The sequence below is a fragment of the Bacteroides sp. DH3716P genome, from assembly GCF_025914115.1.
GTDB classification, from domain to species: domain Bacteria; phylum Bacteroidota; class Bacteroidia; order Bacteroidales; family Bacteroidaceae; genus Bacteroides; species Bacteroides ovatus.
Map to the genome: position 1 here is coordinate 3,221,862 of NZ_CP083673.1, position 17,391 is coordinate 3,239,252.

11 protein-coding genes are annotated in these 17,391 nt (G+C 42.1%); 4 read left to right on the forward strand and 7 right to left on the reverse strand.

Going from position 1 to position 17,391, the window contains the following annotated elements:
* Positions 1-87: 87 nt before the first annotated feature.
* Positions 88-648 (forward strand): hypothetical protein, encoded by a 561-nt coding sequence (locus tag KQP79_RS11895; RefSeq protein WP_004313843.1) that lies wholly within the window; start codon positions 88-90, stop codon positions 646-648.
* Between the two features lie 93 nt (positions 649-741).
* Here the strand turns inward: KQP79_RS11895 and KQP79_RS11900 are convergent, their stop codons facing one another.
* From KQP79_RS11900 to KQP79_RS11920, 5 genes are read right to left on the reverse strand one after another with little or no spacing between them, the layout of a single operon-like run.
* Entirely contained in the window at positions 742-1,257 is a 516-nt protein-coding gene (locus KQP79_RS11900) for a DUF1573 domain-containing protein (protein ID WP_008641720.1), read from the reverse strand.
* Positions 1,258-1,295: 38 nt separating this feature from the next.
* Positions 1,296-3,449, reverse strand: a complete 2,154-nt coding sequence (locus tag KQP79_RS11905; protein WP_138343091.1) for a DUF4838 domain-containing protein — start codon at positions 3,447-3,449, stop codon at positions 1,296-1,298.
* Entirely contained in the window at positions 3,424-6,393 is a 2,970-nt protein-coding gene (locus KQP79_RS11910; protein ID WP_138343092.1) for a hypothetical protein, read from the reverse strand. Before KQP79_RS11910 ends, KQP79_RS11905 begins: the two co-directional genes overlap by 26 nt.
* A 30-nt stretch (positions 6,394-6,423) precedes the next feature.
* Positions 6,424-7,899, reverse strand: a complete 1,476-nt coding sequence (locus KQP79_RS11915) for a glycosyltransferase family 2 protein (protein ID WP_004298138.1) — start codon at positions 7,897-7,899, stop codon at positions 6,424-6,426.
* 5 nt (positions 7,900-7,904) lie between these two features.
* The gene (locus KQP79_RS11920) at positions 7,905-9,077 is read right to left on the reverse strand and encodes a HEAT repeat domain-containing protein (protein WP_004298140.1); all 1,173 of its coding nucleotides are present in this window, start codon (positions 9,075-9,077) and stop codon (positions 7,905-7,907) included.
* Positions 9,078-9,402: 325 nt separating this feature from the next.
* On the opposite strand from KQP79_RS11920, the gene KQP79_RS11925 reads away from it, so the two are divergent.
* The 3 genes from KQP79_RS11925 (at position 9,403) to KQP79_RS11935 (ending at position 14,688) form a co-directional block, all read left to right on the forward strand.
* The gene (locus KQP79_RS11925) at positions 9,403-10,773 is read left to right on the forward strand and encodes an LruC domain-containing protein (protein ID WP_138343093.1); all 1,371 of its coding nucleotides are present in this window, start codon (positions 9,403-9,405) and stop codon (positions 10,771-10,773) included.
* Between the two features lie 115 nt (positions 10,774-10,888).
* Positions 10,889-11,581 (forward strand): DUF6250 domain-containing protein, encoded by a 693-nt coding sequence (locus KQP79_RS11930; RefSeq protein ID WP_118161190.1) that lies wholly within the window; start codon positions 10,889-10,891, stop codon positions 11,579-11,581.
* A gap of 35 nt (positions 11,582-11,616) precedes the next feature.
* Complete coding sequence (locus KQP79_RS11935; RefSeq protein WP_138343094.1) at positions 11,617-14,688, forward strand: chondroitinase family polysaccharide lyase; 3,072 nt, start codon at positions 11,617-11,619, stop codon at positions 14,686-14,688.
* A 417-nt stretch (positions 14,689-15,105) separates the two neighbouring features.
* Here KQP79_RS11935 and KQP79_RS11940 read toward each other — a convergent pair whose 3' ends face one another.
* Together KQP79_RS11940 and KQP79_RS11945 are read right to left on the reverse strand one after the other, a co-directional pair.
* A complete protein-coding gene (locus KQP79_RS11940; RefSeq protein WP_138343095.1) occupies positions 15,106-16,341 on the reverse strand; it encodes a DcaP family trimeric outer membrane transporter in 1,236 nt (411 codons plus the stop codon).
* 54 nt (positions 16,342-16,395) lie between these two features.
* The gene (locus KQP79_RS11945) at positions 16,396-17,343 is read right to left on the reverse strand and encodes a tRNA-dihydrouridine synthase family protein (protein ID WP_055235799.1); all 948 of its coding nucleotides are present in this window, start codon (positions 17,341-17,343) and stop codon (positions 16,396-16,398) included.
* Positions 17,344-17,391 lie beyond the last annotated feature (48 nt).

Here is a 17,391-nt window from a genome sequence, read left to right on the forward strand (position 1 = left end):
AACCAATTTTAATGTATAAAAGTATTGCAAAACCAAACTTGTTACTATCTTTGCGCCGTCAATTAAACTATTAATTTATATAGTGTTATGAGAGCTAAAAAGTTTGTATGCTGCTTGCTGGCTATGATGCTGCTCGCAGGTGTTTCGTTTATCTCCTGCGGTAATAGTTCCAAGGCAAAAGCCGATAGTGAACTGACTACACAAGACGGTGAAGATTTCAAATCCTTTCTGGATAAATTTACTTCCAGTGCAGCCTTCCAGTATACTCGTATCAAGTTCCCATTAAAGACTCCGATCACTTTGTTGGCAGATGACGGAGAAACCGAGAAAACATTCCCTTTCACTCGGGAAAAGTGGCCGTTGCTGGATAGCGAAACCATGAAGGAAGAACGTATCACCCAGGAAGAGGGAGGTATTTATGTTTCCAAGTTTACGTTGAATGAACCGAAGCATAAAATCTTTGAGGCAGGCTATGAAGAATCCGAGGTTGATTTGCGTGTCGAGTTCGAGTTGCAGTCGGACGGGAAATGGTATGTGGTAGATTGCTATACAGGTTGGTATGGATATGACTTGCCGATTGGAGAGTTAAAGCAGACTATTCAGAATGTGAAAGAAGAAAATGCCGCATTCAAAGAAATACATCCTTAGAAAGGAGAAATAAGTATTAAGTATCAAGTGTTGAGTATTAGCCAGTCATTTGATGTTAATACTTAATATTTGATACTTGATACATGATATCGATTACGGTTCTCCGACATAATATCCCAGTTCAGATTCTTTTCCATCCACCATCTCTCTGACAATACCATTTTTGGTGTTGAACTCTTGATAGAGTTCTTCATAATCACGTGTATAGTCTGCATCGGGGACTACGTTAACATCAAATTTAAGTTCGGCTCTCCCGTCGGGGAGCATATTGCCGAAAATCCGGATGCGGTGAACCACTTCGCCTACATTCTTGATGCTGTTGTAGGTTGCTTTGAATTGCCTGATACCGTCTTCGGGAATGATGATATGCGAACTTTTATCCAGAATGATACAGCCACAGGAAGGTTGCATTTCTGAAATGATTAACGGAGCGTCTCCCGTGTTGGTGATGGTAAACATGATATCGAGTTGCTGACCTTGCTTGATAGGGTAATAGTGCCTGACGGAATCTTTTATCGTCATGCTGGTGGGACGTACTTCCTTTCTGCACCCTGTAAAGTAGAGCGGAAGTGCCGTCAGTAGTAAAATATAGAATATAGATTTATTCATTGTTGCCATTTATTTTTGTTATATCACTTTTTCAGCATTTAAGGGATGAATGCAATTTCATCGATACCCATTTGCGTTCCCGGCTTCTTTAAACAACTGATTTTTATGCTTAATTGTTCTGTTCCGTTCAAGTCTGCCGGAACGGTGGCTTTCATCATTTCTCCTTTTTCTGGGGAGTCTTCCGGTTTCAGGTCTATTGTTTTATAGGCTACTCCGTCTTTCAACAGTTGAACTTGCTGTGGAGCATAGATGCGATGGCGGGGAAGATTCAAAAAACTGATATAGAATGTTCCTGATGCATTGAGTCCTTTAACCGGCAGGTTGATGGTACATTCTTCTCCCGGAATGATAACCCAACCGCAATGATAGTCTCCGGGTAAACCGTGAGTGCCATCGGTCAGTTTCTTTGAATCATTTTTATTTAGTTTAGGGGTTGCGGAAGGATGCATTCCCAGAAACAAACTTTTCTTTATGTCGGAAGCAAGTATATATTGTTCCCATTCCTTTATATAATAGTCAATCTCATAAGCTGACTCATTATAATATCCCATTCCGGCAAATGCTTGATGCTCTTTGAGCTGGGTGACCCATTTACGAGCTTGGGGAAGCGGTTGAATATCCTTTCCATTCCGCTTGGCATATCCGTAAGCGTCGAAACTGTGGTCACGTGCTAATTCCATGCGCGTGAAAGACAAGGCGGTCTGGAGCTCGTGCAGCTTTTTGCGCTCTTTCCCTTTTGCTTCGGATACAAAATCTCCCATTTCATCATAGAATTTGATAAACTTCTCCGGATAGAGGAATCCTTTTTCCGATTCTCTGATACCGGCGTAAAGTCCGAGCCGCTTTCCGGATTGGGCGTTGTTTTCTAGCTCTGTGTAGTAATCGTACAGCCATTTTTTGGATACCGGGTATTCCTGATTGAAATAGCTTTTAATTAACTCATCAACCGGAAGCTCCGGGTTGATAAGAAGGGCTGATAATACAAAAGTCCTCATTTCATCGAAGGAAGAATAGCTGTAACCGCTTCCGTTGAAAAATATGCCGCTGGCTCCGTGTTGTTTGAAAAGTTGGAGTCTTTGCTGGGCTATCTTTAATATGGGGAAAGGAGTGAGGTAGTCGTCGAAGTTGTTGATATAGTCCCATATATAGATGTTGTTCGTTACTTTCTTCCAGTTGTCGAGTTGTTCCGCAAATTTCTTGTCTTGCTCGTCCTTGCCGTCTGTCCGGCGGAGCGGGTAGTCGATAGCGCTGACAATTACCCCGACGTTAGGCGGGAGCTGCTTGTCTGTGACTTGTTGCGTAGTCAGGTAGGAAGTCGTAAAGAACGTGTGTTTGGGAAAACGCTGCGACAGGCGGAGGATCAGTTCCGTAACGGCGGGAGTTGCGTTCTTCTCTGTATTTCCCAATGCGGTGCAGGTGGCACACGTACAGGCGTACGGAGTATCATCCGGTGCGATTACAAAACGGAAATTCCCCTTTTCACCGAAGTTATCTACGATGTAACTTTCTATCTGGCGATACATATCCTCGGAAGAGAAACACAGTTGTGAGTCATCTGTCTTCCCGTGAATGGTGGCATATACTTTCTCTGCATCTTTTCCCAAGACTTTTCGCAGGTTGTGTCCCCATATTCCCCAGCTGTCGTCAAAGTTGTCCAGGCCGATAACGCCTGTATGATCGGCGTTCAGGCCGTATGGAGAATAAATACTTTGATAGTCAAATGCAAAAGCTCCGCAAGTATCGTTGAGATTGATAAGGGCGGGAGGAAGATCCGAACCGTCTATACGCGGGTCTTCTTTGCTGATCTTCTTTATCAGTTGGTATTGCAGCCATAACATTTGTTTGTCGTCACTTGCGGTCAGTCTGATATCAGAGCCTTTGCAGGCTACTTTGAATCCTCTCTGCAATGTTGGGTCTATCTGTATGATGATGCGCCACATGTCCATTTCGGAAACGCCAAAAGCTACTATTTCATCGTCGTTTGCACGCTTCTTGAGATGTTCGTACAGGTATTTCGCCCACCGGGTGTCTCTGTCGGTCGGATCCTCACCAATGGTGACGAGATACCCTTCTTTAGATGGGAACATCTCCGTGCGTGCCTGCATACGGCAGCCGGATAAAAGGCAGCAAATACATATCATTCCTGCCAATACAGGGCCAAGCGTATCAGAATGAAATATAAACTTGTGCATAAATGTTATATAAGTTTTTATAGCGTGTCGATATGGATTCTATCTGGTTGGACGGACTTGTCCCTCGCACCGTATTGGTTTGGTTATAATAGGTGTTCCAGGTACCCATCAAGCCTATGGTAATGTTAGGACTGACCATATACTGGCCTCCCAATCCCACCATGGTATTGGTGTGGGAGAAAGAGCCGGGTAGTGCATAGTCCAGTACGGCCGTTTCCGGTGCCGATCCGATGCTTGCCATAGCGTTGATATTCGTCTTTCCGTCATTAGCCGGGAAGTATTTGGCGCCAATCTGAGCATTGTAATAGAAGTTGGAGTTGAAGAAATGCATGTCCAGCTTCGTGTTGAGGCGAACGACTTCGATGGTTTTGGCTAATTCTCCGCCTACAGTGAGCAGATTGGTCTTTGATTCATTCCAACCGGTAAATAGATAACCGTTATCTCCGGTGCCCCCTGCAAAGAATTCATCGTTCCATTCATAACGCTTTGTGTAAGCGGCTACGCGTCTATAACCCACATGTGCGCCTATTTCCCAATCATTCTTGAGATAATGCCGTAAAGCGACATCAGCCGTTATGTCCGGGAAGTATTTGGTCGCAAAGGCTGCATTGGCCGTGAGGCTCCACTTCGGTGAGAAGTGATGCGTCCACTCACCTTGTACCTGAATGCCGACTCCTCCCGGTGTCTGTTCTTCAGCCTCCATGCTGTCGCTTGCCGAGCCGCTTCGTCCTGCATAGTTGAGACGTCCCGTGTAGCTGTTCTTCTGGCCTTTTCGAGTGTATTCAGCGGTGGCAACGGAGGTAATGATGTCTTCTTCTCCGTAGCGTGCACGCAGGTAGGTCAAAGCAATCTCATTCTTGAGCATCATGCTTCTAAGGCCCGATAAGTGTCGTTGGAAAGAGCGATATTCCATGATGGATGGCTCGTAGTACTTTTGGTAATAATAGGCTGAATCCGCTTGACGGTTGGCTTCATATACCACTCCCTTGGTGTACTTCAATGATTTGTTCTGACTGTCGTAAAGCAAAGCTGTATCAAGAACAGCGAGAGCCTTTTCCGGTTCTTTCGCCTTTGTCAGTTGCAGGGCACGATATTCACTGCTTTGTGAGAATGCGCCTATAATCTCTTTGTTACTCGGGTATTTATTGAGTATCGGTTTCAGGAATTCCAAAGAAGCTTCGTATCTCTTGTCACGCTCAAGGACAGTAGCCCTCTTTGCCTGATAGAACGGTTCTTCAGGATAATAATTGATCCCTTGAGCCGTATATTTCTCGAATTCATCGTATTTTCCGAGTAAACCGGACGAATTGATGGCATACCGTAATCCGAGATCGCTCGATGGATTCAGGCTAATTAGCTTAACAGATTCCTCGTATGCTTTCTTCGTAGCTCCGGCTTCCATACATTTCTTGATGTACGGCACTGCTAGTTCCTCGTATCCGATAACATAGAAAATGCGCATATCCTCATCGCTCTGCTCGATGGCAGATAGATACAGTTGCAAAGCCTCTTCGGTTTTATCCATTTTATCGAGAATAAATGCCCTTTTCAACGTGCCGTTTTCGTAATCAGGGAAGTGAAGAGTGATGGTGTCCAATGTGGCAAGTGCTTCATTGTAACGTTTCATATTGATATAGCAACTCAAGGCTTTTTCCCATGCGGCACCGTTCACTTCATTGTCGTCTACATGTTTTTGAGAAACGAACAATACGTGCGGCAATGCTTCTGCGTACAGACCAAGTTCCATCAGTTTTTCAGCTTTCTTCATGTGTTGTGCGCTCATGGCAAGCGTAATATCATAATCATCAGGATACATCTCATACATCTTTTTCAGCGTTGAATAGGCAAGATCATCCTCATTCATCTGGCGATAAAGCATATATTCTTTATAAAGAATTCCTTTATCATTGTTGCCATATTGTTTTTTAGCTTCTCTGATATAGAAGAGTGCGTCATCGGTATATCCCCGGGTGACGGAAGTGTTCAGCAGGTAGTCTAATGCTTCCTTGTTCTTATTACCTCCTTCGTAGGCCATGCCATATAATACATAAGGATCCCGCTGCTTCTCTGCTCGGGCAGCTTCCATCAATAAGTCGTTGTACATACGCCGTATGGCAGGACTGTTGTTTCTTCGCATTTGCTCGCGTATAAACACCAGAGCTTCCGGATAACGTGCCAATTCACTAAGGATACTCGCCCTTTTGACGATAAGCGCACCGCTTCCCGGTATGGCAGCCAAACCGTTGGATGACCAGCCTAGAGCAGCTTCCCGGTTTCCTTCCTGTAAATGCAGGTTAATGATGTCCAGATAATATTCTTCGTTTTGAGGAGATACTTTGATGAGCTCCGTCAGCTTTTCGATAGCCTCTTTTCGGTTACCGCCTTTTTTCATTTGCTGGTAGCCTACCTCCATGCTGTAGATATAATCCTTCCTTAGAATGGTATCGTTCGGGTAAATCTGATTGATTCGTTTCAACAGACGATCTGCTTCCACATCGTTGTTCTGCTTGCGGTACAGTTCAATCTTTCTTCGCCATAAACCTCTCCAATACGGATTCACTTCCAGCAACTCATTAACGTAACAAATAGCACTGGAGTAATTTTCGGTGATATCTTCCACGTCTACCAGCAGGTGTTTGGCATTGACGTTGTTATAATTGTCGTCTATTGCTTTAACAAGATGATAACGCGACTGGTCATAATTCTTTTCGTGAAACCAGTATTTGCCCATGAGCCATTCAAGGTCAGAAACATTCGGGTATTTCTGAAGGCCCTCCTCCAACAGCTCTTTCCCTGCTTCCCATTCCTCGTTCGCAAAATGCTCCTGTACAATCTGGGCATATTGCTCCGGTGTCTGGAATCCGTTGTCGGTCCCGGAGGAAGAGGTTATCAGTAAAAACAGACAACCTAATATGGTGATCTTATGGAGAAATTCTCTGTTCATTCTATCTTGTCTTTAATCTTTCTTTCTTGTTTAAATCGTAGCAGGTTCGGGCTTCATTGCCGTTATATCAGTACCGTCTGCACTTTCTTCTTTCTGCTTGAATCCCTTACGTTCCATGTTTTTCCACTTGAAGTCTCTATTGGTCAGATAACTGAGGTATCCTCTCAATGAACAGAAAGTGATGATGGGATGATAGAAGATAGGCTCTAATATGGATGCAATGATAATCCACAGGTATTCATATCCTCTTTTATATAGCATCCCGACATAGTAGTCGTAGGTAATAACAACGATGGAAAGGAACTGGCAGAACGTATAGATCGTCAGGTAAATCATCCATGCCGTGTTCCAGTTGACTGCTCCTGTAAAGGCCAGATAGATAAATACTATCAAACCGACGAGCTCGATGATCGGCGCTAGAAACTCAAAAACGAACATATAAGGCAGAGTTAACAGTCCCATCTGTTTATACGTCTTTTTGAAAATCATCTTACGATGGATATTAAGTGTCTGGAACAATCCCCGTGCCCAACGGGTACGTTGCCGGTAAAGCATTGCCAGGTTGGGAGGTCCTTCCGTCCAACAACAAGTATCAGGAATCTGTACGATCTTATAAGGACGGGAGAAGTCGCACATATATCCTACCATGCGGGTGATGAGGTCCATGTCTTCGGCAAAAGAGGGAGCATCGTATCCTCCGGCTGCAATCGCTACCGAACGATCGAAAAGACCGAATCCACCGGAAACATTCGGCATACCATTGATAGCGGACCATCCCATCTTACCAATCAGATAAGAGCGCATATATTCCAGATTCTGGAAAAGTGGAATCGGTGTACGGGGAGTTCTAACGTCTATGATTTGTCCGTCTTTCACGACGCATCCGTTAGCCATCAACATCGTTCCGCTGACTGCAATTACTTGTTTTTCTGAAGATATAATGGGCGAGATACAACGATAAAGAGCATACTTTTCCAAAATGCAATCCACATCCGTGCAGATAAAATAAGGATGAGAAGCAACGTTGATACCCGCATTGGATGCATCCGCTTTGGTTCCTCCATTTTCTTTGTCTACAACGATGAGTCGGCTGTATTTCGGGTTGGAGGATTTGAGGAGTCTTCGGAACGGTCTGGTTTTGATTCGCTCGATATAAGCATAGGGCACTTCTACCAGTTCATAATATTCGGTCATCTTTTCCAATGTACTGTCCGTACTTCCATCATTTACAATAACCACCTCGAAAAGCGGATATTCCAATGCAAGCATGGAGTTCACATTATCAATGATTGTCTTTTCTTCATTGAAGGCAGGAGCAATTACCGAAATGCCCGGTGTATAGGGGGATTCCTTGATTGTTTTCCGCATATAGCTTTCCACATAGTAATCCTTTCTCCGTTTTAGAGAAATGAAAGAGAGGAAGGCGAATGTGACGAAGAATATCGCCAGCATGCTCGTATAAAAGAATACGAAATAATTGAAGAATGTAAATATTATATCTCTCATGTTCTCTAGTTTAACTGGTTGATTAACGGATGCTTGGTGTGGGCAAACAATATAGCTGTGTGGGAATCTGCTTTTCTTTCCAATTGATCGAATGTTTTCCTTCCCATTGCACTATACTCATAGAGGGCTTTGAGTATGACTCTCTTGGTTCCCCAGTTATCTGCTTCATCATAAGCATTGTAAAGAAATCCTAAAGCCTTATCGGTCTTTAGATCCGCAATAGCCGAAATGATTTGTCGTTTGACTTCTTCCGGTTGTACATTATACATTTCAATCAGCTTAGGTTCAACCTCTTTGTATTTTAGTTTACCTAAAGTCTTGATCGCTTCACCTCGTATTTCCACAGAACGGGCATTGAGTTGCTTCGCGAGAATTGGGGCACTTTCGGTTTCATTATATAGCCGGATTTCGTTGATAAAGAATATCTTAACGTTTTCTTCAGCTGAAGTATTCACCCATTTAATAAAGGTGGGTGTGTTATATCCCACTTTCTTACGGTGCTCCAAGATAGCGTGTAACTCCATCATGTCCCATTGCCTTAACTTCATGCCGATGTCTTCGTCGAAGAAGCGGAACGGGTCACCCTGGCTTAACCACATATAAGTATAGCGTGCCGAGTTTCTTAGTTCTAGTTCACGATGATAGAGGAAACGCACCAATACCGCTTCAGAGGCATAGCCATTGATGGACTGAATAAGTTTCAGAGCTTGTATCTTTGATCTTTTGGAACCGAATTGAAGTTCGCGTTCAAGGAAACGTGTGATTTGGAATACGGTTTGAATCGTTTGATAGTTTAGTTCATTGATCTCATCTTCATGCACACTCTTGATTTCTGTTAATAGTTGAGTGATAATGCGTAACTCGTTAGGTTTCGGGCGCTTTTTCGTATCATATTCTAATCTGTCAGCTATCTCTTCTTCACTCAATGTGTTGGAATCTAGTGAGATAGATTTCATTTCTTCATAATACTTATCAAATGCTTTATTGTATTTCCGCTTCTCTTTTCGCCTTTTAAATATACCATATATAATATGGAATAGGAGAAATAAGTACGCAATAATACAAAACATTACAGCAATTGAGCATATTCTTATGATTAAAGGATAGCCAATAAACTTGTAATATATCCAATAGAAATAATATTCTATGTAATCTATACCATACAGTACTTGATCCATTTCCCTTGATATATTTATATATAGAACTTGTATATTCGGAATAAAAGCTCTATATTTGTTGTATTGAATGTTCTGTCTAATGCAAATATACGAAATAACTTGTATATATTATCCAGTGTTCATGAACAGGCCTTTTGAGCCCTATTTTAGCTCTTGTGATTATTCTCGATGGAAAGGATTGAAATTACAAATAAAGGCAAGCAAAAAGCTATTAGGAGTTAAATATATTTTTGATAAGTTAACAAATGGAGCCTGAAAATAAGTGTGATAAGCCAGGTTCTCATGCGAAACAAAAACAAACAATAAATTTAAAAATTAAATTAAGATGAAAATTAAAAGTTTGATGTATGTCCTTATGGGGACAATGTTGGTTACTACTTCCTGCTCTGATAATGAGTTGGAAAAAGGTAACGATGGTTCGGGAACTGTTGACCCGGTAAATGCTTCTGCACTTGTGAATGTATATTCCGATAAAAGTGGTTCTGAAGCGAGTCTGCTTGTGGGAGATGTATTAGTGAAAGATTCCCATACTCTTACGTTGAATGTTCCTGCTGCTTGCGAGAAAGTGTATATGAAATACAATACAGTTTCGGGAACAGAAGCTACAAAAGAATTTGCTTTGTCTCCTGTTAGTCGTGGTGTAGATCAGAGTACTGGTTTCAATTTTGAAACAAACCGTCTGGCATCGGTAACTCTTGCGCTTCCTGAAGATGCAGTGCAGCCGACAAATGAAACGGACCAAGGCTATCTTTTCTATCATAACACAGGTGTGGTGATGTTCGAAGATGGTTGGCCTATTCAACTGGATTCATGGTATGATGAAGATTTCAACGATGTTGTATTCGAGTATGACTTGAAGGTGACTGAATGTCATAGTCAACAGATGATGGAGACTGTAGGAGGTAAAGAAGAATTGTTGTTGACTTTGGATGTTCGTGCTGTAGGTGGTATATACCCGACTGTGTTAGGTGTTGTACTGGATGGTTTGAAAAGCGAGTATGTTGATCGGATTACTGCAAGCCTTGTACTAAAAGGTGGTCAGGGAACAATGACAGACTTAGCTAAAGAGGAACTTTCTACAAAAAATATAGTGAAAGTTGAAAATAAAAATTGGAATTGGAGTAATGATACTCGCAAAGAACCGCGTTTCGCAATATTGACAGTGGATAAAGCACAAGCGGAAGGAACTGTTATTACACTGGATGGTTTAACTTCTTTGATGGATAATAATCAGGATATGTTTCAGGTAACACAAGGAAAAGTAAGAGAAGGACTACCTATGTTGCGTGCTGAAGTTAGACTGATTGGTAAAGAAGGATTAACTGGAGCTGAAAGAGATGCTCAGCTTGCAGCATTTAGAGAGTTGATTTTAGATACTAATAGACAGAATTTCTTTATTAAGGTGAACGGTGGTAAAGAAATACACATGAGGGGTTATGCACCGACTTCTGCTTACAAAGCAGAATATGAAGCATTGGTTGCGGGTGACACTACACTGGATGCAAATGTTTATTATTCAAATACCAAAGGTTCCACTTGGGGAGTTAAACTTCCGGTTGGCACACGTCATGCTTATGAACGTGTACCATTTAGAGAAGCATATCCTGATTTTACTAAATGGGTAGATAGTAAGGGTGCTTCAAACCAGAAATGGTATGAGAATTTTGTTGATGAAAAAACTATAAGATATTGGTAATGCAAATTATCAGTCAATACGTTATTTGAGTTATTTTGTACAATTTGAACCCCTCTTTTTTCGAAAAGAGGGGTTTCTTTGTATTCGGAAGAATAATCTTTAAACTAATACCGTAATGACGAAGCGATTTTTTATAGGCTACAGTTTGATTACTTTTTTTCTCTTAAATAGTGTGGTGCTTTTGGCACAGCACAAAGCTTCTTTTGTGCAGCAATGGAAAATAGAAGATGCATCCCATGCTTTGCAAATAATAGAACGTGCAGATACATTAGAATTGATAGTTCCGGACGGACTGACTATGTGGTATCGGCAACGATTGACGGGCGATTATGAAATAAGTTATCGTATTTGTATGGTGATGCAAGGTGGAAAGTATGACCGCTTGAGTGATCTGAACTGCTTCTGGGCTGCCAATGATCCTAAATACCCTGATGATCTTTTTGCCCGTAGTCAGTGGCGTGACGGCATCTTTAAAAACTATAACACATTAAACCTTTTCTACGTTGGATACGGAGGAAATGATAACTCAACGACCCGTTTCCGTCGATACAAAGGAGAATATTATGGAGTGGCAGATGACAAGGTGAAACCTTTATTGAAAGAATATACCGATGCCTCTCATTTACTCGTCCCCAATCAATGGTATGAGATTCGGATTCGAGTGGAAAAGGGAATCACAACTTATTCTGTGAATGATGAAGAGTTGTTTCGCTATACCCTTGCGGGTAGTGAAGGTGACGGACACTTCGGTTTACGTCTTTTGCAGAATCACGTACTCTTTACAGATTTTAGAGCGACTATACTTTGACTTATATACTGAAAACCTAATAAGACTATATTTCCATGATGAAACAACCTTTTACTAAATTTGGAGTGACAACTCTGTTTTCTCTTTTGTGTTCAGCATTCCTTCATGCGCAAGTTGTAACAGATGAACGGATGTTTTCTTTTGAAGAACCGCAAATACCGGATTGTATCACCGCTACCCATTCCCGCCTGTCGGTATCTGATCTGCATTATAAAGATGGAAAACATTCGTTGGAATGGACATTTGAACCGGGTGGTATATTGGAACTCAAGAAAGACCTGAAGTTTGAGAAGAAAGATCCGACCGGCAAGGATTTATATCTTTCGGCTTTTATTGTGTGGGTTTATAATGAAGTTCCCCAAGATGCGACCATTGAGTTTCAGTTTCTGAAAGACGGCAAACGATGCACATCTTTCCCTTTTGGTATTAATTTCAGTGGTTGGCGTGCCGCATGGGTTTGCTATGAACGTGATATGCAAGGCACACCGGAAGAAGGCATGAATGAACTCCGGATTATTGCTCCAAATTCAAAAGGAAGCCTTTTCATCGATCATTTGATTACGGCTACTAAAGTTGATGCACGTCAACAGACGGCCGATCTGCAAGTTCCTTTTGTCAATGCCGGGACCACCAACCATTGGCTGGTTGTCTATCAACACTCGCTTTTGAAACCGGATATTGAATTGACTCCTGTAGACGATAAGCAAAGAGCAGAAATGCAACTGTTGGAAAAGCGTTTTCGTGATATGATCTACACGAAAGGAAAAACGACTGATAAAGAAGTAGAAACCATCCGCAAGAAATATGATTTCTATCAGATAACTTACAAGAACGGCCAAGTATCGGGAGTACCTATTTACATGGTACGTGCTTCAGAAGCTTATGAACGGATCATACCAAACTGGGATAAAGATATGCTGACTAAAATGGGAGTGGAAATGCGTGCTTATTTCGACCTGATGAAAAGAATTGCCGTTGCATATAATAATGCGGCAAATCCGGTGATTCGGGAAGAAATGAAGAAGAAGTTCTTAGCAATGTACGATCATATAACCGATCAGGGAGTAGCTTATGGTAGTTGTTGGGGAAACATCCATCATTATGGCTATAGTGTTCGCGGTCTGTACCTGGCATATTTTCTGATGAAAGATGTGCTTAGGGAAACCGGGAAACTTCAGGAAGCCGAACGGACATTACGCTGGTATGCGATTACTAACGAAGTATACCCTAAACCGGAAGTCAATGGAATTGATATGGACTCTTTCAATACACAGACCACCGGACGCATTGCCAGCATTTTAATGATGGAAGATACACCGGAAAAACTACAATATCTCCGGTCTTTCTCCCGTTGGATTGATTTTGGTTGCCGTCCTGCATTGGGATTATCCGGTTCGTTTAAAGTAGACGGAGGTGCTTTCCATCATCGAAATAACTATCCGGCTTATGCTGTGGGCGGACTCGATGGAGCAACCAATATGATTTATCTTTTCAGCCGGACGGAATTTGCTGTTTCCGAGTTAGCTCATGAAACAGTGAAAAATGTACTGTTGACCATGCGTTTCTATTGCAATAAGCTGAACTTCCCTCTTTCCATGTCCGGTCGTCATCCGGATGGAAAAGGTAAACTGGTTCCTATGCATTTTGCTATGATGGCTCTAGCTGGTTCTCCCGATGGAAAGGAGGAATATGATAGTGAAATGGCTTCTTCTTACCTCCGTCTGATTTCAGACCCAAGTATTGCAAATGACTCTCCCGAATATATGCCTAAGGTTTCAAATGCTGAAGAACGTAAGGTGGCAAAACTTCTTATAGAGAAAGGTTTCCGTCTGGAACCGGACCCGCAGGGAAATATAGCGATGGGATATGGTTGCGTCTCTGTTCAACGTCGTAGCAATTGGTCGGCTGTGGCACGTGGACATTCCCGTTATCTATGGGCGGCAGAACATTATCTGGGAGCAAATCTATACGGTCGCTACCTGGCACACGGCAGTTTGCAAATATTGACTGCTGCACCGGGACAGACAGTAACTCCCGCCACTAGCGGCTGGCAGCAGGAAGGTTTTGACTGGAACCGTATTCCGGGAGTGACATCTATTCATTTGCCATTGGAGCAATTGCAGGCTAAGGTGCTCAATGTGGATAGTTACTCTGGAATGGAAGAGATGCTTTACTCCGACGAGGCTTTTGCCGGTGGTTTGTCTCAACAGAAGATGAATGGTAATTTCGGAATGAAGTTACATGAGCATGATAAGTATAACGGATCACATCGGGCACGTAAATCTTACCATTTCATCGATGGAATGATTGTCTGTCTTGGTTCGGATATTGAAAATACAAATACGGAGTTCCCGACAGAAACGACTATCTTCCAATTGGCAGTTACTGATAAAGCAGGGCATGATTATTGGAAAAATTATCAAGGAGATAAGAAAGTATGGGTGGACCATTTGGGAACGGGTTATTATGTTCCAACTCCCATCCGGTTTGAGAAGAACTTTCCTCAATACTCGCGAATGCAAAATACAGGAAAGGAAACAAAGGGTGATTGGGTTTCTTTGGTTGTAGATTATGGAAAGGCACCGAAAAACGGAAGTTATGAATACGCTGTTCTGCCTCAGACGAATGAAACTCTGATGAAGAAATTTGCAAAGAAGCCCACTTATAAGGTATTACAGCAAGACCGGAATGCACATATTGTAGAGTCCGTTTCCGAACAGATCATTTCTTATGTGTTGTTTGAAACTCCTGAAACGACATTGCCGGGTGGTTTATTACAACGTGTGGATACTTCCTGTCTGGTTATGATTCATAAAGGATCTGCTGATAAGATTAAGTTGACGGTGGCACAACCGGATTTAGCTTTGTATCGCGGTCCAAGCGATGAAGCGTTTGATAAAGATGGGAAACGCATCGAACGTAGTATCTATTCACGACCATGGATTGAAAATGCCAGTAGTGAAATACCTGTGACTGTAACGATAAAAGGGCAATGGAATGTAGAAGAAACTCCGTTTTGCAAGGTGATTTCTTCTGATAAGAAGCAAACAGTTTTGCAGTTCAGTTGTAAAGATGGTGCTAGCTTTGAAGTGGAGTTAAGGAGATAAAAGTCAGACAATAGGAGATCATTTGCTTTTCCTGATAGGGGAACACTAGTTTCTCTTGGAGAAACCATAGTTTCCATGCCGTTGAAACTATTGTTTCTCGGTGCTGAAACTACAGTTTCCCAATGCTGAAACTTTAGTTTCCCGGTACGAAACCTTTGGTTTCAAGCCTTGAAACTAAAAGTTTCCCCACGAGAAACAAAGGTAATGCATTCATGAAATAAATAGGATTGCCTGGAGCTTCCAGAGTGAATACCTCCGCGTTGTGAAATGTAGTTTATCTGTTTCTGGTGACAGCATTATTGTTGTCACACTGCTGTCACCTATTGCTGTCACGGTGTTAATTGTTAATAATCAAACCGTTAAGCAGCAATCGGTGACAGGTGACAGATATATAATTAAAATAATTGTATAGAGAGGTTAGAACATAAACATGGCAACGGCAACAATACGGTTGTTACATACGGCATGGGTATCTTGAATTTTCCCATTGGACGTATTGAGCGAACCATACCATGCAGAGCTTAATGTATATTCCAACCCGAATTTCCAGTGGGGGACATTGTAGGTCAGTTCTGCTCCTGCCGTAACTAATTGGTTAAGGTCTGTTCCTGTTCCATAAAGTTTTGCATCATTTCCTTTGGGAGCATATAGTGCATCACTTGTTCCCAGATTCTTGGCATAGCCTACGAAGATTCCCGGCTTCCATTTCTGTCCGTAGACAACGTTGAACCAAGAGCTGGAGAAACGTATCGGAGTATATTCTTGTTCTCCCGTTTGTTCGTTGACAGACTTGATCCCGAATCCACCCAAACCGGAAGCTTGTGTCAGATTGGATCCTAATACACTCTTCGCAGCGATGAACCAGTCTTTGTTGGTGTATTTTACATGAGCTTCGTATGAAAGAGTTGTGATGCGTTCGTCTACCTTGTATTTATCTGTATTTACTATAGACTCCGTACGTGGTTTCAATGATAACAACTCAATGCCTACGCCGGCCAGCAAACCGCCATTCTTATAATCAGCTCCGACATAAAATTCGGGAATACAGCTTTGCTTCAGATACTTATGTGTTTTCCCTTCCGGTCCTTGTGAAGTATATTGTGATTGCCACACTGCGGCTCCGGTAAGTTGGACATTCTTGTTTGTATAGCGATAACGAATTTGTGGCGCACGGCTGAAGGGCTGAAACGGTGCTCCTACGGAGAGATTAAGAATCTGCGGAGACACATCTCCGAATAAGGGATGCCAGTTCTGTCCGAGTAATAAAGCTGATTTTCCCCAATCCAGATTCAAATAAGCATGACGAAGGCGAATGACCGAATAAGAAGTGCCTGTGCCGCGGAAGTCGACCTCTACTTTGGCAGAAGTCTTGGCCGTCCCCAGCTTCGGACCGGCAACGTCTACTCCGAGACGTGAATACAAGGTATAGAAATTGCTGTTAGGCGTTGAGTTCAAATCATTCCCATCCGGATCACGTACCTTATCTTTCGGATACATATAAAACAATCCGTCTACGGTCTCTTCATTAGCACGACTATTATAATAAAAGTCAGTACGGATTTGTCCGTAGAATTTGAACTTGAAATCCTGCATTTGTGCAAAACTGCCCGATACGATTATCAGGCAAAGAAATAAGAGAATGTACTTTTTCATAATGTGCATGTTTGTAAACGGGTGCAAAATTACGTAAAATTACTGGTTATTAGTTTATCGTTGATTAAAAAAGGCAAGTATTGCCTGATTGTATTTGTTGAGGCTTGTGCTTTTATGAATTGCTTTCAGTAATTTTCTGTCTGCTTGCGGCATTAAATATTCCCAGAAAGTTTTCATTTTGTTCAGAAGCTGTTCGTCTCCTCCTTCTAACTGTTCTGCATATTGATTGTATATACATTTATGCATAGATTGCAATTTTTCTCTTATTTCATCAAGCTCAAGTGTACGGTTTTGTCTATATTCCAATGCCAATGCCGGGTTGGCAAGTAATCCTCGTCCTATCATTATTCCGGCTAATCCGGGAAACTGTTCCTGAATGTGGTGAATATCTTCCACACTATTGATATCCCCATTATAGATGAGCGGATGTTTGCAGACTCCCTGAAAGGCTTCAAACGCTTTAAGGTCGACTTCTCCTTTATATTGCTGTTTTCCCAAGCGGGGATGCATAACCACTTGTCGTAGGGGGAGCTCATTGATAATCGGAGCCAGTTTCAGACATTCCTCCGGATCTTCCCAACCCAACCTCATTTTGATAGAAAAACTAATTTGCGGATATTCCGTAATCAGCCGGCTAAGTAACGCTTGCACTTCTTCGGGATAAGGAAGAATACCGGAACCATTGTGGCGTTTAGCCAGCATGGGAAAAGGGCACCCCATATTGATATCGACTTCCTTATATCCCTTTTCAATGAATAGGGATAAGATTTTTTCTGCTTTCTCAAAAGAGGGAGCTATCAGTTGTGGAATCAGATGGGGTACTTGATTATTCCCGGGTTCGATTCCTCGGACATCTCTATGGCGAAATCCGCCTTTTTCGAGTCGTACAAATGGGGTATAATAAGTATCTATACCTCCGAAGCAGGCAGCATGAGCATTACGGTAAATCACGTCGGTATAACCTTGTAATGGGGCAAAATGAATAGGAAGAGTCTTTTGCATTGTTTTTATTTTTGTGCAAACTTATATATAAATGTTGATTTATACGCT

Excerpts from the sequence above, each read along its gene's own strand:
- KQP79_RS11940 (WP_138343095.1), bottom strand. The coding sequence starts at position 16,341 with ATGAAAAAGTACATTCTCTTATTTCTTTGCCTGATAATCGTATCGGGC.
- KQP79_RS11900 (WP_008641720.1), bottom strand. The coding sequence starts at position 1,257 with ATGAATAAATCTATATTCTATATTTTACTACTGACGGCACTTCCGCTC.
- KQP79_RS11925 (WP_138343093.1), top strand. The coding sequence starts at position 9,403 with ATGAAAATTAAAAGTTTGATGTATGTCCTTATGGGGACAATGTTGGTT.
- KQP79_RS11920 (WP_004298140.1), bottom strand. The coding sequence starts at position 9,077 with ATGGATCAAGTACTGTATGGTATAGATTACATAGAATATTATTTCTAT.
- KQP79_RS11930 (WP_118161190.1), top strand. The coding sequence starts at position 10,889 with ATGACGAAGCGATTTTTTATAGGCTACAGTTTGATTACTTTTTTTCTC.
- KQP79_RS11910 (WP_138343092.1), bottom strand. The coding sequence starts at position 6,393 with ATGAACAGAGAATTTCTCCATAAGATCACCATATTAGGTTGTCTGTTT.
- KQP79_RS11895 (WP_004313843.1), top strand. The coding sequence starts at position 88 with ATGAGAGCTAAAAAGTTTGTATGCTGCTTGCTGGCTATGATGCTGCTC.
- KQP79_RS11935 (WP_138343094.1), top strand. The coding sequence starts at position 11,617 with ATGATGAAACAACCTTTTACTAAATTTGGAGTGACAACTCTGTTTTCT.
- KQP79_RS11915 (WP_004298138.1), bottom strand. The coding sequence starts at position 7,899 with ATGAGAGATATAATATTTACATTCTTCAATTATTTCGTATTCTTTTAT.
- KQP79_RS11905 (WP_138343091.1), bottom strand. The coding sequence starts at position 3,449 with ATGCACAAGTTTATATTTCATTCTGATACGCTTGGCCCTGTATTGGCA.
- KQP79_RS11945 (WP_055235799.1), bottom strand. The coding sequence starts at position 17,343 with ATGCAAAAGACTCTTCCTATTCATTTTGCCCCATTACAAGGTTATACC.